The organism is Rufibacter hautae (genome assembly GCF_008271695.1).
GTDB classification, from domain to species: Bacteria; Bacteroidota; Bacteroidia; order Cytophagales; family Hymenobacteraceae; genus Nibribacter; species Nibribacter hautae.
Genome location: NZ_VKKY01000002.1, coordinates 692,868 through 713,796, shown reverse-complemented (window position 1 = coordinate 713,796; position 20,929 = coordinate 692,868). Strand labels below are relative to the sequence as shown.

Here is a 20,929-nt window from a genome sequence, read left to right as displayed (position 1 = left end):
AATCATTGCATCCGCTAAGCTACGGAAATGCTCCTGCGCTTCAGATCCTAAATTATATTTACCAAAGCCTCTTAACGGTTGACTTAAGCAACAATTCAATTCAACCCCTTTTGGCCGCAGAATTGCCTACCATCAAACGAGAGGACTCTGTTTCCTACTTCACCTTTGCCATTCGGCCGGAGGCGCAGTGGGACAATGGGACTCCGGTGACGGCGCAGGACGTGGCATTTTCCCTTAAGATGCTGCACAGCCCCTTACTGGATAATGAGCGGTGGCGAGATCAATATGATTTCATCAAAGACATTCAGTTTTCTAAAAACAGCCCCAAAACGTTCACGCTTGTCTGCACAGGCTATACCCCAGAAATGAAATTGATGACGGGAGACTTTTTTGTGCTTCCGGCACACCAGTTTGACCCAAAAGGAATTCTGGCTTCCGTTCCTTTCCAGTTGATCAGGCAAAAATTTGATTCCTTGTCCTCTACGTCCACTTTCAAAGCATTTGCTTCCTCTATAAACCAGCCTGGCTTTGCCAGGGATACAGCCTTGGTAAAAGGGAGCGGTCCTTATGTGCTAAAGAAATGGAGTGCGGGTCAATCATTGGTGTTGGAAAAAAAGAAAGCCTGGTGGGGAAACAAAGTGGAGGCTCCGGAAACCGTTCTGAGGGCGAATCCGTCACGTATCCTATTTCAGGTTCTGCCAGACAATGCTGCTGCCTTACTGGCTTTGAAAACCCAGCAGCTAGATGTCATGGACAATATTCCCCTGGTTACTTTTCAAGAAATGAAGCAGGACAAGAAGTACCAGCAACTCTATAACTTCTACTCCCCCACTTCTTTTGATTTTGTTTTCATGGGATTGAACGGCCAAAACCCGAAACTGGAAAACAGATTAACCAGACAAGCCCTTGCCCATTTAGTGAACATCCCCCAGATTATTTCCTCTCTGCAAGGAGGCCTGGCTACGCCGACGGTTGGATTGGTGCACCCCCAGGAAAAAAACTTTTATAATGCTGAGCTGCCGCAGATCAAGTTTGACCCTGAGAAAGCCAAAACTCTGTTACGGGAAGCCGGGTGGCAGCAAACCTCCACGGGGTGGCAGAAAAATGTAAATGGAAGGCCACAAACTCTGACCCTGGAACTATTGTACCGGGCCGGAAACTCTGATTTTGAAAACATGAGTTTGCTTTTTAAGCAGAACGCCAAATCCTTGGGTATCCCGGTTACGCTCCAAGCCTTGGAAAGCAGCCAAATTAGCGAAAGACTGGAGAGCAGAAAGTTCGATCTTTATTTCAGGACTTTGGTAAGTACCCCCTTTTCCTATAATCTAATTCCTTTGCTCCATACCTCCAACGGCAAAGAGGGCGGCCCTAATGTAACTGGTTTTGGCAACCCAGAAACCGATCAGCTTCTTGAAAAGATTGCTGTGGAAGAACACACGGCAGAAAAGGCGCTTTTACTTAAATCGTTGCAAAAGGCAATGCAGGAAGAAAGCAATCTTATACCGCTTTACTTTCAGCAGAATAAAATGGCGGTCTCAAAGAAACTGGATGCAGTAATCATTTCTGGCTTAAAACCCGGGTATGATCTGACCAAAGCTACCCTCAAAAAATAGGCAATGGCATTGCGAACGGTCGCTTTTCAGGTACTGAAATTTGCCTTTTCGCTATGGCTTACTGCTTCCTTTGTGTTCATGATGGCTCGTTTGCTGCCGGCAGGTCAGACGCCCAAAGGAATGAACGAATCCGATGCTGCCACCTATGGGGCTGCTGATGCTGCTTCCCGCAATCGCCTGAAAGCAGACTTTCAAAAAAGAACCGGACTTGACAAGCCTCTCTTTTACTTCAAAGTCCTCCTTAAAGGCCAGAAAGTGGCGGACCAACTGAAGCCATCCCCCATAGACCAGCCCTGGGTATCCGAAGCTGTTTTAAGGCACGGCAAGGAAGAAACTACCAGGTTTTATGACCTATGGCAACAATGGTTCAGGCAGGCACCTGAACAAAGCAATAGGCTTCTGCTTCCTGAATTACTTTCCTGGGCTTATCTTGACGTCTACGCAGAAAGAAAAATCCAGGAAAACGAAATAGCTGAGGCATTGCGGGTGTCTCAGAAGCCAAGCTCAAACCAGCTTCTCACCGCTTGGCAGAACTTAGTAGATCAACCGGCACCCATCTATTATTACTTTCCGGTATTGGAATGGCAAGGCAGAGACAACGTATACCATCATTGGATAACTCAGCTCCTGCAAGGCAATCTTGGTTCTTCTTCCCAAGACTATGAACTCGTTTCAACCAAAATAAAGGACGGGGCCGCAATCTCCATAGCATTAGGGTTGCTGGGGCTATTAGCTGCGCTTCTGGTTTCTTTCTTTGCCGGCCTATACTTTACGCAAAATCCCCTCAGCCCTTTCACTTTTCTGCTAAGGCAATTTATGTTTGTCTTGGACAGTATCCCGGCCTTTCTAATTGCGCTTTCCTTATTGGGCGTGTTTTTACTTATAGGTGGCTCTGTATTTCCTTCTTTTGAAGCAGATAATGATGACAGTTTTTGGAGGTATGTGGCCTCCCCTTCTATTTTGTTGGGTAGCCTATGCGTGTCACTCCTGATAATCCCGCACCTTACTTTGCAGTTCCACCGAAGCCTGGCCTCCCAAACATCTGCCTTGTACCAGCGCACCGCGCTTGCTAAAGGACTTACTTTTCAAAAAACGCTTCTAAAACATCTAGTACCTAATGCCCTGCTCCCCACCATCACCTTGGTGAGCGAAGTGGTAATTGGCTTGATGGCCGGTATATTGGTGGTGGAAATAACGTTTTCTTTGCCGGGTATTGGTAGCCTGTTAACCAAATCCATCCTGAACGCCGATTATCCGGTGCTTGTAGGATTAACCCTTATGCTTCTAACCTTCCGGTTGGTGGTGGTAGGGCTTACGGAGATGGTATACCGTTGGGCGGACCCTAGAATGAGAAACAATTAAGGGCAGTATGCGCAAATCCAACATACTTAGCCCTTTGTCTCTAGCCGAAAAGGCCTCCATTGCCTGTCTTTTGCTCTTCACGGGAGCAGCCTTCATTTCGCAGATTTTAGTGATGCAGGGTGCGCAGGTGATAGCCCAACCGGAACAAGCCTACCTTGCTCCCTTTACTTCTTTTGAACATTTCTTGGGTACCGATCAACTAGGAAGGGATGTTCTATCTTACTTATTCCTAAGCTGCCGCACGGCCTGGCTTTTAGCCATTCCTCCTTTAGTTGCTGCTTCTTTGATAGGGGTTGCACTTGGAACAATTGCCGCCCTGGTAGGAAATTCTGGATGGAAAATTCCAATGTACAGGTTTTTCTCCTTGGTAATTCTTTTGTTGGTTTATGCCACAATGTACCCCATCATTCATTTCTGGCCCGTTTTTGCAGAATCCTCGCTAATCCACTGGGCCTATTACGGGAGCACCCTTCCGTTGCTCTATTTTCTGCTGTTCAAAGAAGGATCCTCGGGAAACCGTGGTAAAGGAAAATCCATCACTTTAGCTTTTGATGAATGGCTACAGAAGATAATCAATGTTTGGTCGGCATTGCCGAAGTTGCTTTTGTTGTTGCTTCTAACGGCCTTCACCCATTTTTCGCTCGGTACCCTGATGGGTTGGATCTGTGCGACCTATTGGGTTCTACCAGCCCGCATTGCCAGAGCCAGCGTTCTGCAGTTGAAAAAAGATTTTTACTATGAATCCGCCCAGGCATTAGGCATCCCTTTTCATAGAGTTTTCACCCATTTTATTGCTCCTTCTCTAAAAGGACCTATTCTAACTAACTTCTGCTTTGCTGCTTCGGGTTTATTAGGTGTAGGATCAACCTTGGCCTATTTAGGAATTGGAATACCACCTGATGTTCCTTCCTGGGGTAAAATGCTAGCCAATGCCCGGTATTCCATTGAAGCGTGGTGGCTTTTGGCTTTTCCAGCTACCTTTCTCCTCGCCAGCATCTTTAGCCTTCAGGTTTTAGGTAACAGAATATCTGCCCACCGCAGACAAGAATCCGTTATAAAATAGCCTTTTCTCCTTTTCTTATTTTATCACTAATAAGCCTTTAAAAGCTCAAATGTGCCGCTATGCCTTTCATTAAGCTAACAAGTTAAACTAAATATCAAAATATTCATAGTTATTTGGTAACAGATAGTTTCCTATTTCCAGAGCAAGGAGCCCCCTATTATTGTATCATATTAAAAGAGCAAAAGGAGATGGACATCTTAGGGTTAAGTTTAAAGAACAGTTCTAAAAATCAGGTAGGCTTACAAGTAAGCATACAGGCTTCTAAAAAGCCCGGCGGACAAACTGCCCAGTCTGTTTTTGGCAAGAACCAAGTCTCCACTTCTATCTCTGCTAAAAATCTAATGGAATTCTCTACCACCACTTTGTCTGAGGGCTTTGTTTTGGACGGATTCTTCTTAGGAACCTTTGAATTTGATTCCCTAACCGGTCACCCTGGAATTCGGTATTAAGTTTTTGAGTTGTCTTCCGTAGCCCCCCATGCGGAAGTTAGTTTCTTGTTTCAGTTTTTTTGTTGTTTGTCTGTTTGCCTGCCGACTTGTCACCGGCAGGCATTTTTTTGCCCCTAGTTATCAGTTAGAGTTGCTTAGCCTAGAAAAAAACAATCATCCTCCTTCAAGAATATCCCCTAGGTTGTTTTAAGCCTAATTTAAGAAGATAAGGCAAAAAAAGGTTTTAGCCATCCTTTCTATCAAGAACCACCTTCAAAAAATCTACTGCCTTTCAGTGTGCTTGAGGATTTACGGTAAGACAAAATCCAAAATCTTCATTTAGATTAGGCCTAACCTAGTAGGCTCTTGAATCTCTTTCAGAAAGGTTTTGAAATAAGATAAGAAAGAACCTATCTACCTCTAGAACTTGCCTTAATTTAAACAACCTTACTTGAAACCATCTGGGTAAAGCCAACTGAGGGCGCTTGGGTAATCAGTGAAGACCTCATGCTGGATAACGCCTTCCGTCTCATATTGCTCTTTTCCTTGGTGGGTAAACTCAGTATTGGCCACCAGAACGGGATAGTAATCTGCACAAACGACGCCCAATTTAAGGATTGAGGATTTAGATGCTTCAGCAATCCAATCGGTGAGTACCCAATTCTTTTCTTCCGGACTAATGATCAATATCTGTAGATCATCAATGATCCAATACCTGATCTGGTGTTGATTGGTTATTTTAAGCCCTTGGCCAAAACCCACCCTCCGCTCCTCTAAGGTAATCTGGCGTTTCCACTCCAGCACCAGCAATGAATGGCCCCCAAATAGGTAAATAGAAACAAAGTCGTTGTCAAAAGTAGGTGGTGGGATTTCCTGGAAAGGCAATTTAGTCTTCATTGTCCATTGAATTCAGGTTAGAAAAAAGCTAAGGCAACATGTTGGGTGAGAGGAGCTAAGTACTTAGCAAATAGTGGCTTTTTGCCCTAGTTTAAGAAAATAGCACCTAAAACAAAAATCCGGGCCTAGGCCTCGGTTGTTAGATAGAAACGTCAAATCTCAAATTAAGTAAGAACCATGCATTATGTTCCATTGAGAGTGTAGCCGAAGAAACACCTCATGGGTGTTATGGAATGCTTTGAGATACATAAACATATCCTTCTTGGGAGAAGAAGTTATGGCGTAAGCCTCGTGCTGCAACAAGTCCACTTGCCAGGAAGCTTCCTTGAGAAGCACCTGGTCAAAATCCGATCCTTCTAATTGGGTCAGCAAAAACCTAAAACAGAGGGCCAACTGCACAACGTCTTCAATGGAATCGCCGCGCCCGAACTCTTCCTTGCTGAAACCCGCCTGTAGTTTCAAGATGATTACTCGCTGGTATGTAAACGGGCTGTGCTGCATGGATTTACCCTTAATTGAATTATTCGAATCTAATCCATATTAAGAAATGCTAAGAACGTATATGGTTAAAAACGGTAGGCATACACAATTGGCCGCTGAACCCACCCAATTTCCGGACGAACAAAATGCCTTATCTCAGCGCTAGTTCTGTTTTTGTTGTAAGTCAGGATTACAGGAAACGTCCTCAATAGTGCCCTGGTCTTAATCAATAAAGGATTATGCTCATTCCTTCAAGATTGTACCATTCCCTTTTCTTAAATACATGGCCTTCTCTGCAAAGAGTTAGTTCAAGGATATATTTGGTGCCTTCTTTAAGTACTTAATGTTTACAATAGCAGCATATACTGAAAATAATATCAGGAAAGAAAGGCAAACCAATCATCCAAACTACTGCACTTCCCCATTAGTTTTTCAAATAAACTAGCAGGTTGAATAAAATTATAAATATTGTATATTGTCAATATCAATGATGGTGAGGTATAGTGCACTTCTTTTGCTATGCTGTACCGCACCTGCCCAGTAACCTTGCTTAAGAAGAAGAGATATACTTCCAAGATCAGCATCAAAGTTGATGAATAACTTATCCAAACCTTCGTTCTTCAACATTCATTCGTCTATAAGGCTTCATGTCATGAGAATATTCTGTCTAATTATAGGATTGGTGATCACATTATCTGGGTACTCACAAGACAAAACCGAAATTACATTCCAGAAAGATGAAGCATGGTTTGTAGGTATTATTGACCAAGGACATCTGATGCCTTTACTCAAGGATTTTAGCTTTGACATGACCAAAGCCAATACCTATAATCAACTCCAACCGCTTTTCATATCAAACAAGGGCCGCTATGTTTTCACAGAGAATCCTGTGGATTTTTCTGTAAATGCCAGTAATATAGAAATCAATGGAAAAGGCAATGTAAAGGTGCAGACCGCTGGCAAAACCCTTAAAGAAGCTTATCGGGAAGTAGCCTCCAAGCAATTTTCCTTCAAAGGACAGTTCCCTCATCCAGAATTATTCCAAAAACCTCAGTACAACACCTGGATTGAATTAACCTATAATCAAAACCAAAAGGATGTGCTGCACTACGCACAATCAATGCTGAAAAACGGCATGCCTCCAGGAGTGATTATGATAGATGATACCTGGCAGCATGACTACGGTGTTTGGGAATTTGATGCCAACAAGTTCCCAGACCCTAAAGCCATGATGGATACCTTGCACAACCAAGGATTTAAAGTGATGCTGTGGGTTTGTCCGTTTGTGAGTGCAGACTCCCGGGAATACAGGCAATTGGCCCAGGAAGGCGGATTGTTGTTGAATGGCCAAGGTTCTAAACCCATGATGGTAGAGTGGTGGAATGGCATGAGTGCGGTTATTGACTTAAGCCACCCGAACGGGTCTAAATGGTTTCAAGCAATATTGGATTACCTGCAAACCAGGTACGGCGTTGATGGCTTTAAATTCGATGCAGGTGATATCCGTTTCTATAATGACGCTAAATCTTACGGGAATATCTCTTCGCATGACCAAAGCATGTTGTTCAATAAACTAGGAGTGAATTATCCTTTGAATGAGTTTAGAGCCGCCTGGAAAGTTGGAGGAGAACCGCTGGCACAACGCTTAGCCGATAAAGCCCACAACTGGGATGATTTACGCAAATTGATTCCGCAGATCACGCTCCAAGGCTTGATGGGTTATCCCTTTTCCTGCCCCGACATGATTGGCGGTGGTGAATTCGGCTCGTTTTTGGATTTAAAGCAAATTGACCAGGAGTTAATCGTCAGGTCGGCGCAGTGTCACGCTTTTATGCCGATGATGCAGTTTTCCGTGAACCCTTTCCGCATCTTGGATGCCAGGCACGCAAAAGCCGTGAAAGAAGCGGTGGCTTTGCGTCAAAAATTTGTGCCCATTATCATGGATTTGGTAAAAGCGGCTGCCCAAACCGGAGAACCAATAGTACGCATGATGGAGTATGAATTCCCACACCAGGGCTATACAAAAATTAAAGATCAGTTCATGTTAGGGAATAATGTATTGGTTGCCCCTATCCTGGAAAAAGGTGTTACCTCCCGTAAAGTAGTCTTACCCAAAGGCCAATGGAGAGATCAAAAGGGCAAAACATGGAAAGGTAATAGAACCATTGATTTCCCTGCCAACTTAGAGACGATTCCTTTTTTCACTCTTCTTGGTAAATAAATATACCTTATCCTTTATCTGAAAGGAGCATCACAAAAAAATAAGTCATTAAGAATCCTTATGTCTGTAGTGGTGCGGTAATTCTAACAAGCCGAAACAATAAAGGTCCAATTCTGTAGTAAGGGAAAGTTTCTACGCAGGGCTGACCTTTAACCATTTAGCTTATCCAAAAGTTAATGAACGGTGGGAAAGCTCAATTTCCTCCGGATTTCTACTTGGTAAACCAAAAAATAGGTATTTACCTAGAACAATTGGGTATTTACACCATCAACTTTCCGGCTTCAATCCCATATAAATAGGATCAGTATAGAGTAGCTATTGTATGGGCAGACCTGAAAAAGTAAATGAGAGCGATCAACTTTTCAAGCGGATTGTGGAGATGGTGGAGTTGCACTACTTGTTAGAACCTTTTAATGTGTACACGTACCTGAGGAATGACGGGTTAGTAGGCTTTGATGACCGAGACTTCACTGGAAACCGAGGTGAGTACGCCATCACAGTAATCAGTTACTTTCTGCAGCGGTAAATAAAGCATTAGCGTTCTACCTGCAAATTTTCAAAAACCATCTTAAACCAAATTCAATCAAGTAACTACTTCCTGTCCATCTCTATCTGTAGGGAATTTCTATCAACACGTTCGTTTTTAGCTTGATTTTACTAAATCAGGCTATATCCAGGCGTATCAGCCTTCCGGAATTTAATATTTAAAGTATTTGATAGCATAAGCCTCAATTAAGTAGGTGAGGTAATCCTAGGTAAACTAGCTGAGGTAATTTTAAATTATACCCTCCGGAAAACATCTCCCGTAAAACTACCCTCCCTCCATAAAGGAGGCTTTGCAGTCCATCACCCGAAAACAATCTTTGAACAAACTATTGCGTAGAAAGAATTTTCAATTAACTTTGAATCGCAAAGTACTTTAACATGAACCAGCAGCAAGAGCAACTAGAAACCCTGCACGAGATCCGGAACATCATGGATCGTTCTTCCCGCTTTATCTCGCTGAGCGGATTGTCTGGTGTTTTCCCGGGCCTTTTGGCTCTGGTGGGTGCGGCTGTGGTGAAATGGTATTTCAGCGAAAACAACATCAATTACTATAATGACTTAGGCAGCAACCTTACAACCCAGGATATCTTTTTCTTGTTAGGAGTAGCGGCCACCGTACTTCTGCTTGGAATCTGTGCTGCTGCTTATTTTACCGTCAGGAACGCGCGAAAAAAGAACCACCGTATCTGGGACAGCCAATCAAAAAGGTTGGCGGTGAACCTGGCCATTCCTTTAGCCGCCGGGGGGACCTTTTGCGCCATCCTTATTTACCACAACCTCTTGTACCTGGTAGCTCCTTCCATGTTGGTGTTCTACGGACTGGCTCTGTTGAACGGAAGCAAGTATACTATCAGTGACATCCGGTACCTGGGTATCTTTGAGATTGTGCTTGGCTTGTTAGCCAGCTTTTTTGTGAGTTATGGCCTGCTTTCCTGGACCATAGGATTTGGCATGCTGCACATTGTGTATGGCGCGCTGGTGTATTTTAAGTACGAACGCTAGCAGACCAGTGAAAAACTATTTAGAAAACATAAACAAAGCCTTTGAAAGCAAGGCGCGGCTGGGCATTATGTCAGTGCTGATGGTGGAGGACAAAGTGGATTTCAGCACTTTGAAGGACACCCTCCAACTAACAGACGGTAACCTGGCCAGCCACTTGCGAGCCTTGGAAGAGGCCGAGTACCTTCGGGTTGAAAAGCAGTTTGTGGGCCGCAAGCCGCAAACCACTTACCATGCCACTGATGCAGGAAGACAAGCCTTTAAAAGCCACCTGGACGCATTGGAGAAGCTTATTTTGAGCAACCGACAAGGAAGTTAAATTTTTTTTGCCCACTTACTTTGCAATCCAAAGTACTTTAATAATCATCAAAACTACTTTCAACCTTATTCACTTTTTTATGACAACTCAGAACAATGTAACCCAGCCAAATCCTCAAGTATCCTTCATAAAGCCTGTCCTCATTGGGGCGGCCATTGCCTTCCTGGTTATCTCCTTTTTTGTTTTCGGGGTGGATTACACAGATCCCGCCTGGGGAGAGTACTGGAGAATCAGGCCGCTCCTCATTACTCCGTTGGCAGGGGCCATAGGTGGCGCCTTCTACGCTTTCATGGCTTACCAAAGCGCCCGAGGCTTCAACAAAGCCTTGACCATACTCTTGAGCATAGTAGTCTACCTGATTGGCGTATGGATGGGCGTCGTGGTTGGCCTGGACGGAACCATGTGGGACTAATATCCGCTGATTTCTGGCTACAAGGTCAATCATGTTGCGGAGCGCAAGTACGTGCCCATGTACTAAGCTCTTTGTTTTAGCCCTGTTATTAGGAAAACAGGCAGAAAAGGCGATAAGACCTACAGTGGACAAACAGCAATTTATATTTAGATAATAAAGGATTCAAACAGAATAAAAGCCTACACCCATGAAAGAGGAAATTCTTACCCACCTAAATGACCCAAGGCACCTGGAGAAGCTGTACCGGACTAACAAAGCCGGGTTCAAGCAGGAGTTCAGCGGGCTCTACCCCCAACTCAGCGGCAATGTTCTGGCCGAGTTCTGGCAGGAACGGTTGCACTATGAATCGGATGCCATTTCCTGGGGATCCAGAAAGGAGTTTCTGTTTGTGGTGCTCGCCTCCCTTCTGGCCGGCATCCTTGCCAAAACACCCAGCATCTTCGGCCTCAATGAAGAGTTCTTTTACCCCCGCAACATCGGGTTTCTGGTGTTTCCATTTCTGGCAGCCTACTTTGCCTGGAGGAATAAACTAGCCGGAAGCAAAATCGCCTTTGTCTTTGGCGTGATGGTCGTTTGTTTGTTGTACATCAATTCTCTGCCAAACAGCCCCACCAGCGACACCCTTATTCTGGCTTGCATCCATTTGCCCCTGCTCTTGTGGGTGATGCTTGGAGTATCCTTTACCGGCCAAGACCTAAAAGATTACCGGAAAAGGCTCGACTTTCTTCGGTTCAACGGTGACCTGGCGGTCATGTCCGCGATGCTCGTGATTGCGGGGGTAATGATGACCGGCATCACGCTGGGCTTATTCGAGCTGATCGGGTTGAAAATAGAGCAGTTTTACACCCAGTACGTGGTAGTATTCGGGGCGGCGGCAGTGCCTATCCTGGCCACTTATCTTACCCAAACCAATCCACAATTGGTGAACAAAGTATCCCCGGTGATTGCCAAGATCTTCAGCCCATTGGTTCTGGTGATGCTCATCATTTATCTGGGTGCCATCATCTACTCAGGCAAAGACCCTTACAATGACAGAGAATTCCTCATGTTGTTCAACGTGCTCCTGGTGGGGGTCATGGCCTTGATCTTTTTCTCCGTGGCAGAGACCTCAGCCCAGGAAAAATCAGCTTGGGGCACCTGGGTGCTTCTATTACTGTCCGTTGTGACGGTGGTGGTCAATGGTATTGCGCTTTCTGCAATTTCCTTCCGGATCTCAGAGTGGGGCATTACCCCAAACCGAGTGGCGGTGCTAGGCGCCAATGTTCTCATGCTGGTACACCTGCTTCTAGTGACGGTGATGCTTTTTAAAACCATCACCAAAAAGGCAGACATTCCCCAGGTTGGCAGAGCCATTGTCTTGTACCTGCCGGTTTATTTTATCTGGACGGCAATCGTGGTTTTCTTATTCCCTGTGCTATTCGGGTTTAAATAAATAAGACTAGAACAGCCATTCTGAATTTGTATTGATTATGTATTTACAGGCTAAAAACGGTTGATAAACATGGTTGCAAAAACAAATTATTTAGAAATAACTGGGTGGGCAGTTAGCTTGCTTTTAGTAGTCATAGGAATATTAAATTTGGTGTTCGTGCACCCAGTTCCGGCAATAGGCTACTTCCTATTTTCATTCATTTACTTGCCTCCTACTAATGCTTACCTGAAGCAAAAATTCAATTTCACTATCCCAATAGTAGTTAAAGTAATTCTTTTCATTTTCTTAATGATGTTCACCTTAGGGGTAAGTGATTTAGGCGATATGATTGATAAGCTGTAAGCGCTTCCACCAAATTATCAAGGATAGTAGACCGGCAACAATACGAAAAAAAATGAGCTTATCTTCAAAATTAGACGACTTCCATAGACAAACCACAGAAAACAGGTGGCTTTGGTTATTCTCCATTTTTTGCCGAATCATTCTGGCAGTAGGATTCATTCCTCCTGGTATCATGAAAATTATGGGGGAGCGGTTCACAGTCCTATCGGTGAACCACCCGATGGGAAATTATCTGGAGGCTCTGCACCATACCGGATATTACTACACCATGATTGGCGTGATGCAGGTAGTGGCTGGAGTATTATTGCTCATTCCGCGTACGGTGATTTTGGGAGCCTTTATCTACTTTCCCATTATTTTAAACATATGCATTCTGTCCCTGGCTGTTCGTTTTGAGGGATCACGCATTACTTCGCCTCTCATGGTACTGGCCAACCTGTACCTCATTTGCTGGTACTATCCCGCCTGGAAATCTATTCTGCCGTTCAACCGGCCTGCCCGCCAGAGCCTTAGAGCCAAGTGGCGCGAGCTTCATCCACAGTTCCCTTTTAAGTTCTTTTCGGGGGTAGCTTTGGCCTTCACTGCGGTAATTTTATTTGCGGTCTTTGGCAACGAATTAGTACCTCGCAATACGCTCAAGGAATGTAGAACCCAATGTGATGAAAGTGATAACCCTGCCGCTTGCTACACTTTCTGCGATTGCATCCACAAAGAAGGACAACCGCTTAACAAGTGCCTAGAAACCTACAATAATGCATCTGGCAAATAGAGCCATTTAAATTCTTAAAAACCCACAGTCAAGAATACAGTTTGCCATAATTACTAATGTTATATCAGGTGCTTCTACAAGCTCCTGAACAGGAGTACTTTTGCCTTTTTTTTTCAAAATACACTTTGAAACACAAAGCACTTTCAAGATTTAACAACTACTAATTCATTCAACCTTAACTTAGATTTTAAGCTTATGAAACCAGAAACAAAAACTTTGTTAAAAGGGAAACAAAAAGCAAAAATTGAACACACAAAATCCTTGATAAAAGGCCTATTTAGTCCTTTTATCCTGCCAGCATTCGCTCTCTTTTTTACAGGATACTCTGCCGTTGCGCAGGATAAAACAGCCGAAGTGGACAAGGTATTCAGTTGGGCTTCAAAGGAGACGCCTGGTTGCGTGTGCGCGGTCTCTCAGAACGGTAAAGTGGTGGTAAACCGCGCCTATGGCTCTGCCGATTTAGAGCGGGAAGTTCCCCTGGATCTTAACTCGGTATTCGATATTGGGTCCGTGAGGAAGCAGTTCATAGCCGCGGCCACCTTGCTGTTGGTAGAGGAGAAGAAATTGTCTTTTACCGAAGACATCCATAAGTACCTTCCTGAGCTGCCTGATTACGGGCAGAAAATAACGCTGGACCATCTGCTTACCCATACCAGCGGCATCCGGGATTGGACGGGATTGTTGCCGCTGGCCAATGGCAAACCAGAAGCCATCACCCTTATCCTGCGTCAGCGAGGTCTCAATTTCAAACCCGGGGAGGAATGGTCTTACTCTAACAGCGGCTATGTGTTGCTGGTTGAGATCGTATCCCGCACTACCGGCATGCCCTTTGCCGACTTCGCCCGCAAGCGCCTGTTTGAGCCCCTGGGAATGAAGTCCACCACCTATGTGACCGATATGACGGCCGCCGTGAAGAACCGTGCCTTGGGTTACGAGAAGACAAAAGACGGCTGGAAACTGGACATGTACCTGGGAAATGACCGGGGCGGCGGGGCCATCCTCAGCACGGCCACCGATCTCCTTCTCTGGAACAATGCCTTATCAACGAACCGCTTGGGTGCTTTTGTAACGGAAAAGCTGCAAGAACCGGCCAAACTGAACAACGGCAGAAAGTTGGGCTATGCTCGTGGTCTTTTCCTGGAGACGTACCGCGGGGTGAAAGAGGTGTGGCACTCAGGCGGAGCGGCCGGTTACCATACCTGGCTGGGACGTTTTCCTGAGCAGGGTGTATCGGTGGCTGTGCTGTGTAATTCAGATGCCAAGCCTGCCACAGGTTTAGCGGAGCGCATTGTGGATCAGTTTGTCACCTATGCAGACTCCCAGCCAGCAATAGCCAGCACTCCGCCCGCTCTAACCGCTGAGGCCTTGGAAGAAGTCAAAGGGAAAACGGGTCTGTTCTTCAACGAGAAAACCGGTGAGCCGCTGCGCCTGGCGGTAGACCGTGACAGATTCAGGATAGCGAATGGCCCTGGCCTGGTGCCTGTTGGCAAAGACCGATACCGCCGGTTTGGTGCCTTCGTGCAATTCATGTCACAGGACGAATTTGAGTTGCACTTTCTTTCACCAGATCAATTTGAGCTGAAATCTATGGAAGGCAAAACCTCCAAGTACCGTCGCGCCCAGCCCTTTACCCCCACCTCCGCTGATCTCCAGGCTTATTCCGGTCGGTACCAGAACGATGAGATAGGGGCCTTCTTTGACATGGACACCGTGAACAACAACCTGATGGGCCGCGCCAACGATGCCCCCGCTCCTGGTTTTGAATTCAAGCCTGTCAGCAAAGATACCTTCCAGTTAGGTGGTATCACGCTGCGCTTTGTGCGGGACAAAGCCGGCAAAGTCGTGGCTCTGGACTATAGCAATCCGGTGGTCCGCAACATGAGGTTCACCAGGTCTGGCGACCAAGCCAGCAGCCGATAGCCAGTTGAAAACCAAGGCGCACCAAGAGCATCTGTTTTAGACCAGATTCCCTGAAATCAGGCCTAAAACAGATGCCCGCCTCCTGATTCCTATATATTTTTTTCAAAATGGCTTCAAAACCAAGCTGACATCAGGTGCCTTATTCTTATGCCTGATTGAATCAACTATTTGCAGGCTTGCAAGTCTCTAAAAGCGCAGTACATCCAAAAGATACAACATGAAAATAGACCTCATCATTGCTTATGTCCAGAGGTATGAGTTTGGGCATGAACGGGATTTTGTTCCGCCCATTACGGGCATCCATTTAGCCGCCATCACCCCTCCTCCGCATGAAGTACGGGTGTTTCATCAACAAATAGACAAAATAGAGTTCAACACCGATGCTGATCTGATTGCCATCTCGTTTTTCAACGGTTTTGCCGTATCGGCCTACAAACTAGCCGTGGAGTTCAGGAAGAGAGGAAAGCTGGTGGTGGCCGGAGGGCCTCATGTCACCTACTGCCAGGAAGAAGCCTTGACCTATTTTGACGCCATTGTCATCGGGGAAGCTGAAAACGTATGGCCCACCCTTTTACAGGATGTGGCGCTTGGTCAGTTGCAGACGGTGTACAGAGGCACGCCCAGCGACATGGTAAGCTTACCCACCCCCAGGTATGAGTTGTTGCCCAATAGGTTCTTCATTAAAAAGGTAATCCAAGCCACCAGGGGTTGTCCTTTCTCCTGTTCCTTTTGCACCGTTCCCTCTTTGAATCCGGGGTTCAGGTTACGACCGGTAGAGGATGTCATCAGAGATGCCTCCTATGACCATTTCAAGCATTGGTGGCAAAGGAAAGTGGTTTGGTTCTGGGACGATAACCTTACCATTCGGCGGCCTTACATCCGGCAGCTTCTCCAGCAGATGATTCCCCTTAAAAAGTGGTGGCTTACCCAAGCCAGCATGGACATCGCGAAAGACCCTGAACTGTTGGATCTCATGAAAGCCTCTGGTTGTATAGGCGTGTTTCTGGGGATTGAATCCTTCGGGGTAGATTCTCTGGTAGATGCGAATAAAAAGCAGAACAAGATTGCCCACTACAAAGAGGCGGTACAGGAGATCAGAAAGCGGGGGATTGCCGTGATGGCGGGCTTCATTGCCGGTTTTGACCACGATGATGAACAGAGCATTGTGAACATGGCAGACCAGCTGATGGAAATTGGCATTGATGTTCCTTTTCTCAGCATCATGACGCCTTTCAGGGGAACGCCCATTTATACCAAACTAAACCAGGAGGGCCGGATCTTAAACCAAAGAAATTGGAATTTCTACAATGGCTACAACGTAGCTTTTAAGCCAAAGAAGATCACCGAGACCCAACTGCTCCAGGCCCACCGGACCTTGTGGAAGAAGTCTTTCTCTCCCCTTTACTCCTTCAGGAGGATTTTAGGCGGATTGTTCACCTTACGATTAGGCGCCTTTCTGCTATCCTTCTTCATGAACTCTTTCTACGCGTACAAAAGGGTTAGAAAGAATTATCCCATTGACATGGCCAAGCGCAATGATCTGAACCAGGTACTACCTCCGCCAGTTGCCGCTAAAGGCAAAAACAGTCCGCCTTTAACTTCCACCCTGGCCAGCCTACCTGTAGCAAGCTGATGTAGAAAAAAATACCTGGTTCTGTTTTAGGCTTCTTCTGAAGAAAACAAGCCTAAAACAGAACCAGGTATTTTACCATGCGCTTTCCTTATGGATGTTTGTGGCTGTATTTCTCAAGAACCTAGGTCAAGAAGGCTACAGAGACACTTAGGTTATTTACGATACTGCTCATCGGTGACTTTCTCCATCCAGTCCACCACTTTGCCATTTAGGGTCTCTTGAATGGCAATGTGCGTCATTCCGGTAGGGCGTGGCCCCGTGCCAATGCTTTTCGTTTAGTTCAAACCAGACCACATCACCCGGGTGAACCTCTTCCACGGGTCCGCCTTCTTTTTGTACCCAACCGCAGCCGGCAGTTACAATCAACGTCTGGCCCAAAGGATGGGTGTGCCAGGCAGTTCTGGCCCCTGGTTCAAAGGTAACGCTGGCCCCTGCTCCCCGTCTGGCTTCATTCGCGGCAAACAGCGGATCAATGCGCACCGCTCCAGTAAACCAATCCTCCGGACCTTTGCCGGATGGCTGAGAGCCTATTTTTACTATTTCCATTTTCAAGTCCCTTTTTGATTACCGTATTGTTTGCGCTTCTTCCTTAAGCAGGAAAGGAAACACCTGTGATCTCTTGGCACAAATCCAGAAATCTCTCCTGCAGGTGAACGTCATCAGCGGCCAGGTTGTAAGGTCTTTCCTTTTGATGGAAAAAGTATCGGCCGCTTACCTTTGCCTGCGGATCATTGCTTGTGGAGAGCCAGACCTGGGTGGCAAATCCTTTCTCCAGATTGTCCGGGGCGCCGCGTCCTCCCATTTTGGTGGGAACCCAGCCCGGGTCCAGGGCATTGGCGTACACATCAGGCCACTTTTGTGCTACCGCCTTGCAGAGCATGAGCACATGCAGTTTTGAGTCAGAATAGGAAATGGAGCTATTATCCGGATGGAATTTATCAAGGTTCGCACGTCCCTGCAGGTGCATGCCCGAACTCAGGTAGATCAGCCGCTTGGGTTTCTGCACCAGGCAGGTCAGGATATAAGGCGCCAGGGTATTCACCGCGAAGATATCTTTGGCGCTGCCCTGGTAAACGCCGGCATTATGGATGACCACATCAAAGGGCCCTGACGCATTCACCTGTGAGGCAAGTTGGATGGTGTCCTGCATATTAGACAGATCCCCGATGAGCACCGTCTCTGCTTCCGGGTTAGCCTTCAAAGCCTTTCGACCGCGCTCTGCATTGCGCGCGTGCAACACAACCTGGTGCCCCTGCTGGAGCAATGCCTTCGCGGCTAGCTGCCCCAGCCCGTCGGCTGAGCCGGTGATGAAAATCTTTGCCATTTCAATTTCTCCTGCTTTATACTCATTAATTGCGCTTGAAGTAGTTTTTGAAGTAAAAGCAGAGAGACTAAATGTCTTGACCTTAAACTCTACCCTGTATCACAAAACGGAGCTTACTATCTTTTCGGCACCTAAGAAGTTAAGGAATTCAAATATAACTTTCAAAAAAGACCCTGGATCTAATTTCCGGAAGGCTCCTTTCCATATGCCTAGTATTCCAACACTCTTTATTAGAAACAAATAGGAGCCTTACCTAATGAGGATTTCTATCACTTGATGGTTTTTGCTTAAGCAGTTCATTTTCCGGTTCTGAGTTCTGGAGCAGAAGGTCAGTTAGGTCCTGTACATTGAGTGGTTTAGTAAGCATTCCGGCTAAGGCGAACTTTCCCGCTTGGGCTTGGTCAAGCGGATGGTTTGAACTGGAGAGAATTACCAACTTTGGGTCGCAAGCCAAATCCATTTGGCCGTACTCTTCCAAGAATTCGAATCCAGTCATGACGGGCATGTTAATATCAAGCAGGATCACATCTAAATCGCAACTGCATACCTTGGCCGTAGAGCATCTCTCCTCTAAGATTCTCTGTGCTTCCTGGCCGTTACTGGCCATTAGTATCTCCTCAGCGGATCCTTCAGAGGCTAACAACATAGATTTAAGAAAAAGGGTAATCTCATCGTCATCCACCAAAAGCACGTTTTTGAGTTTCTTCATTCAGATAAGGTATTACTGAGTACTGTTTCTTATGAAACTAGAAGCCTTTGTTCAGTATTTATACTGATAGCTCCTGTTGCAAAGTAACGGAAAAATACCTTTAATCAAGAATCCTCCAAAAACACAACTCATCTTCTATATTGGATTTATTTAATTGTATTCTCTGTTTTGGAGGCGTTTTTTCGAAAGCTTACCTAAAACAGAAAATCCTTCCTAATGGTAGAAGCGGCCTCTATTCTGGCGTCCAGTAAACCCGATTATTCTTTACTGTCTTCTTCAACCCAAGCGCTGGCAGCTTTTCTTGGGTTGTGCCCAAATAAGTAAAATGCGGCAGATCTGAGATAACCGTCTGGAACCAACCGTGCCGGGCCAGAATAGCGCGCACCTCCGCTTTCTCGTTTTCATTGACATCAAGGGCCAGCATGGAAATATGCTGCGAAGCTCCGGGAGCCGATCCTGAGTACAGCACGGGCTTGGAAAAATTCCGGCTGAAATACAGTCCGCGAGCTTCTAGTTTTAAAATCTCTTCTACTTGCTGGGGAGGAACCATCGCGCGGATACGGGCTGCCTCGCGGGCACTCAACTTTTTGCGGCGTTGCCAGTAGTCCAGTCCAGGGAGAATGCGGCTGCTCCATATTTTTTCCGTGTCCCGGTAAGTCCGACGGGCAGCCCTGGTGCCTCGCGGAGTGATCCGGAGATTCTTCTTAGCGGCTTCTGTACGGGCAGCGAGCAATGCCTCCATTGCCTCAGTCTGAAGTTCTACCGAGGTCCCTCCTATTTTTTCGCGGCGAGTCTTAATTTGTGCCTGCCAATTGGCGCAATCTACCGCATCGTCAAAAATGATCTTAGGCGGATGAACAACACTGCCCTGGGCCACGAAAATAGCGCCATGGTCTTTCAGTAACCTCCTCCTCACCCAGTCGTCTTCCTCCGGCAAAGGAAGGTGCATTGGTAAACTCTGTTCAAACTGCGACTTGCCCCTTAAGGCCATGGCAGAATCAATCTCTAATTTGGATGCAGGAACTAGGCGAGACGAGGATTTAGATTGGGCTGCCGATGATTCTTTATACGAAGAGAGGAAATCAGGCAAAAGCAAGCCGCCGCCTAAAAGGAACAGGTAAACGGTTAAAAGCGGCTTTTTCCTGAGAGATTTATTCAACGGCGACATTACAAAACGACTTCGGTTCAAACTGAATCGGATCGGTTACTTACATAAAACTACAAAGTTTAGCCATATCCACACGCAACCAGGATTAGTTTTTACCTTCTGGTTTGGTTTGGCTGCCTTCCAATTTGGCCTTAAAGGCCACTATAGTAATGCGTTGTATACTTCTCAGCACTTAAATTCTTCTAGAACTTACCAAATTAAAGCAGGAAGCCACGATGGGGCTAATCTCCAATAGACAGCCTTAAACATAGAGCTAAAACAATCCTACCGACTTATCCAAGGGATTAATAAGGAGCATGGAACACGTATTGATGGAAACGGATGATTTGTAAAATAAAACCAAGGGGGTTGCTTTGCCTTATCAAGCCATTACCCTTACCTAATTGGTTTATCAGATTTTATCTTTTAGCTTCGGCAAGCTACTCGGACTCAAGGTCAAGGAACGATAAAAAAGGACCTAGCAAGCTGCATGGCCGCTGCAGAGAGTAAATCCCTGTCCATTACTACACACCAGGCGTTTCCATTAAACCTCACAACTTCCATTAATAACTAATTACATATGGCAAAGACAATCAACCAAAGAATGACCGTGGATGTGGAGGGAGATTTCGTGGTTTTCCTCATTGGGATGCGCATCAATAGCTTTTGGAAGTTCCATAAATGGGTTCCGGTCGCCCAAGCCATGCCCAGAATGCTGCGGGAGCTTTCCGGCAAGCCCGAGAGCGGGTTCCTGGGTTTCCAGATGTACGGCGGCCTCCCTCCTGTTATTGCGCAATACTGGAGATCGTTTGAGCAGTTGGAGGCTTACGCAAAAGACCGAGATGGGGCTCACTACCCCGCTTGGAAAGACTTCAACCAAAAGGTCAGAAAGAGCGGTGAGGTGGGAATCTGGCACGAGACGTTTAAGGTAAGAACTGGGGAGTATGAGTGCATTTACAGCAACATGCCCAAATATGGGTTAGGAAAAGTTGGGAAAATAGTGCCCGCGGTGGGCAGTAAAGAGTCCTCCGCCCAGAGAATCAGCCCTAAGTAAATAGTCTCTACTCCCCTCAGATTGCTACTAAGAAATTACTAGAAGAGAACCCATAAGCCACTAATTATGGTAGTTTATTATTAGAAATGACAATTGGGCCTGCACCGTAAATGGTAAAAAAAGCATAGAACTCTAAGGATTCCTGAACTGCTCAATCGGAAATCTATTTTATCACTTCAACTATAGGTTGCAAACTTCTGATTTCTAAGAAAACCGCAAGTAGTTTGAGATTCTTAAGTAACGGTTTGATTTTTATTTT

General features: G+C 45.9%; 21 protein-coding genes. 14 read left to right on the top strand and 7 right to left on the bottom strand.

What is annotated here, in order from left to right; all coding sequences use genetic code 11:
* Nucleotides 1–110: 110 nt before the first annotated feature.
* The 4 genes from FOA19_RS11805 to FOA19_RS11790 all read left to right on the top strand — a co-directional run bounded on the left by FOA19_RS11805 (nucleotide 111) and on the right by FOA19_RS11790 (nucleotide 4,487).
* Nucleotides 111–1,613, top strand: a complete 1,503-nt coding sequence (locus FOA19_RS11805; RefSeq protein WP_190300380.1) for an ABC transporter substrate-binding protein — start codon at nucleotides 111–113, stop codon at nucleotides 1,611–1,613.
* Between the two features lie 3 nt (nucleotides 1,614–1,616).
* The gene (locus FOA19_RS11800) at nucleotides 1,617–2,975 is read left to right on the top strand and encodes an ABC transporter permease (protein ID WP_149091021.1); all 1,359 of its coding nucleotides are present in this window, start codon (nucleotides 1,617–1,619) and stop codon (nucleotides 2,973–2,975) included.
* 7 nt (nucleotides 2,976–2,982) lie between these two features.
* Nucleotides 2,983–4,038: an ABC transporter permease gene (locus FOA19_RS11795; protein ID WP_149091020.1), complete on the top strand. Its 1,056-nt coding sequence runs from the start codon at nucleotides 2,983–2,985 to the stop codon at nucleotides 4,036–4,038.
* A gap of 188 nt (nucleotides 4,039–4,226) precedes the next feature.
* A complete protein-coding gene (locus FOA19_RS11790) occupies nucleotides 4,227–4,487 on the top strand; it encodes a hypothetical protein (protein WP_149091019.1) in 261 nt (86 codons plus the stop codon).
* Nucleotides 4,488–4,913: 426 nt separating this feature from the next.
* Here FOA19_RS11790 and FOA19_RS11785 read toward each other — a convergent pair whose 3' ends face one another.
* The 3 genes from FOA19_RS11785 to FOA19_RS23550 all read right to left on the bottom strand — a co-directional run bounded on the left by FOA19_RS11785 (nucleotide 4,914) and on the right by FOA19_RS23550 (nucleotide 6,470).
* The gene (locus tag FOA19_RS11785) at nucleotides 4,914–5,363 is read right to left on the bottom strand and encodes a hypothetical protein (protein WP_149091018.1); all 450 of its coding nucleotides are present in this window, start codon (nucleotides 5,361–5,363) and stop codon (nucleotides 4,914–4,916) included.
* Between the two features lie 159 nt (nucleotides 5,364–5,522).
* Nucleotides 5,523–5,864 carry a hypothetical protein gene (locus FOA19_RS11780; RefSeq protein WP_149091017.1) on the bottom strand — a complete coding sequence of 114 codons (342 nt, stop codon included), beginning with the start codon at nucleotides 5,862–5,864 and terminating at the stop codon, nucleotides 5,523–5,525.
* Nucleotides 5,865–6,302: 438 nt separating this feature from the next.
* The gene (locus FOA19_RS23550) at nucleotides 6,303–6,470 is read right to left on the bottom strand and encodes a hypothetical protein (protein ID WP_223808861.1); all 168 of its coding nucleotides are present in this window, start codon (nucleotides 6,468–6,470) and stop codon (nucleotides 6,303–6,305) included.
* Between the two features lie 25 nt (nucleotides 6,471–6,495).
* Here FOA19_RS23550 and FOA19_RS11775 point away from each other — a divergent pair, with 25 nt between their 5' ends.
* The 9 genes from FOA19_RS11775 to FOA19_RS11730 all read left to right on the top strand — a co-directional run bounded on the left by FOA19_RS11775 (nucleotide 6,496) and on the right by FOA19_RS11730 (nucleotide 16,436).
* Nucleotides 6,496–8,064, top strand: coding sequence for a glycoside hydrolase family 31 protein (locus tag FOA19_RS11775; protein ID WP_190300379.1), 1,569 nt, complete (start codon nucleotides 6,496–6,498; stop codon nucleotides 8,062–8,064).
* Nucleotides 8,065–8,386: 322 nt separating this feature from the next.
* Nucleotides 8,387–8,590, top strand: coding sequence for a hypothetical protein (locus tag FOA19_RS11770; protein WP_149091015.1), 204 nt, complete (start codon nucleotides 8,387–8,389; stop codon nucleotides 8,588–8,590).
* 398 nt (nucleotides 8,591–8,988) lie between these two features.
* Nucleotides 8,989–9,612: a hypothetical protein gene (locus FOA19_RS11765; protein WP_149091014.1), complete on the top strand. Its 624-nt coding sequence runs from the start codon at nucleotides 8,989–8,991 to the stop codon at nucleotides 9,610–9,612.
* Nucleotides 9,613–9,679: 67 nt separating this feature from the next.
* Entirely contained in the window at nucleotides 9,680–9,928 is a 249-nt protein-coding gene (locus FOA19_RS11760; protein ID WP_246853732.1) for a winged helix-turn-helix domain-containing protein, read from the top strand.
* Between the two features lie 79 nt (nucleotides 9,929–10,007).
* Nucleotides 10,008–10,340: a potassium transporter KefB gene (locus tag FOA19_RS11755; RefSeq protein WP_149091012.1), complete on the top strand. Its 333-nt coding sequence runs from the start codon at nucleotides 10,008–10,010 to the stop codon at nucleotides 10,338–10,340.
* Nucleotides 10,341–10,527: 187 nt separating this feature from the next.
* The gene (locus FOA19_RS11750) at nucleotides 10,528–11,772 is read left to right on the top strand and encodes a DUF4153 domain-containing protein (RefSeq protein ID WP_149091011.1); all 1,245 of its coding nucleotides are present in this window, start codon (nucleotides 10,528–10,530) and stop codon (nucleotides 11,770–11,772) included.
* A 394-nt stretch (nucleotides 11,773–12,166) separates the two neighbouring features.
* Complete coding sequence (locus tag FOA19_RS11740; protein ID WP_149091009.1) at nucleotides 12,167–12,883, top strand: DoxX family protein; 717 nt, start codon at nucleotides 12,167–12,169, stop codon at nucleotides 12,881–12,883.
* Nucleotides 12,884–13,237: 354 nt separating this feature from the next.
* Nucleotides 13,238–14,803 (top strand): serine hydrolase domain-containing protein, encoded by a 1,566-nt coding sequence (locus tag FOA19_RS11735; RefSeq protein ID WP_190300378.1) that lies wholly within the window; start codon nucleotides 13,238–13,240, stop codon nucleotides 14,801–14,803.
* 217 nt (nucleotides 14,804–15,020) lie between these two features.
* Nucleotides 15,021–16,436: a B12-binding domain-containing radical SAM protein gene (locus tag FOA19_RS11730; RefSeq protein WP_149091007.1), complete on the top strand. Its 1,416-nt coding sequence runs from the start codon at nucleotides 15,021–15,023 to the stop codon at nucleotides 16,434–16,436.
* A gap of 168 nt (nucleotides 16,437–16,604) precedes the next feature.
* On the opposite strand, the gene FOA19_RS11725 is transcribed toward FOA19_RS11730, so the two are convergent.
* The 4 genes from FOA19_RS11725 to FOA19_RS11710 all read right to left on the bottom strand — a co-directional run bounded on the left by FOA19_RS11725 (nucleotide 16,605) and on the right by FOA19_RS11710 (nucleotide 19,637).
* The gene (locus FOA19_RS11725; protein ID WP_223808860.1) at nucleotides 16,605–16,982 is read right to left on the bottom strand and encodes a (R)-mandelonitrile lyase; all 378 of its coding nucleotides are present in this window, start codon (nucleotides 16,980–16,982) and stop codon (nucleotides 16,605–16,607) included.
* A gap of 43 nt (nucleotides 16,983–17,025) precedes the next feature.
* A complete protein-coding gene (locus FOA19_RS11720; RefSeq protein ID WP_149091006.1) occupies nucleotides 17,026–17,760 on the bottom strand; it encodes an SDR family NAD(P)-dependent oxidoreductase in 735 nt (244 codons plus the stop codon).
* Between the two features lie 253 nt (nucleotides 17,761–18,013).
* Nucleotides 18,014–18,469 carry a response regulator gene (locus FOA19_RS11715; protein WP_149091005.1) on the bottom strand — a complete coding sequence of 152 codons (456 nt, stop codon included), beginning with the start codon at nucleotides 18,467–18,469 and terminating at the stop codon, nucleotides 18,014–18,016.
* A 232-nt stretch (nucleotides 18,470–18,701) separates the two neighbouring features.
* The gene (locus FOA19_RS11710) at nucleotides 18,702–19,637 is read right to left on the bottom strand and encodes a hypothetical protein (protein ID WP_149091004.1); all 936 of its coding nucleotides are present in this window, start codon (nucleotides 19,635–19,637) and stop codon (nucleotides 18,702–18,704) included.
* Between the two features lie 559 nt (nucleotides 19,638–20,196).
* On the opposite strand from FOA19_RS11710, the gene FOA19_RS11705 reads away from it, so the two are divergent.
* The gene (locus FOA19_RS11705) at nucleotides 20,197–20,670 is read left to right on the top strand and encodes a DUF4188 domain-containing protein (protein ID WP_149091003.1); all 474 of its coding nucleotides are present in this window, start codon (nucleotides 20,197–20,199) and stop codon (nucleotides 20,668–20,670) included.
* Nucleotides 20,671–20,929 lie beyond the last annotated feature (259 nt).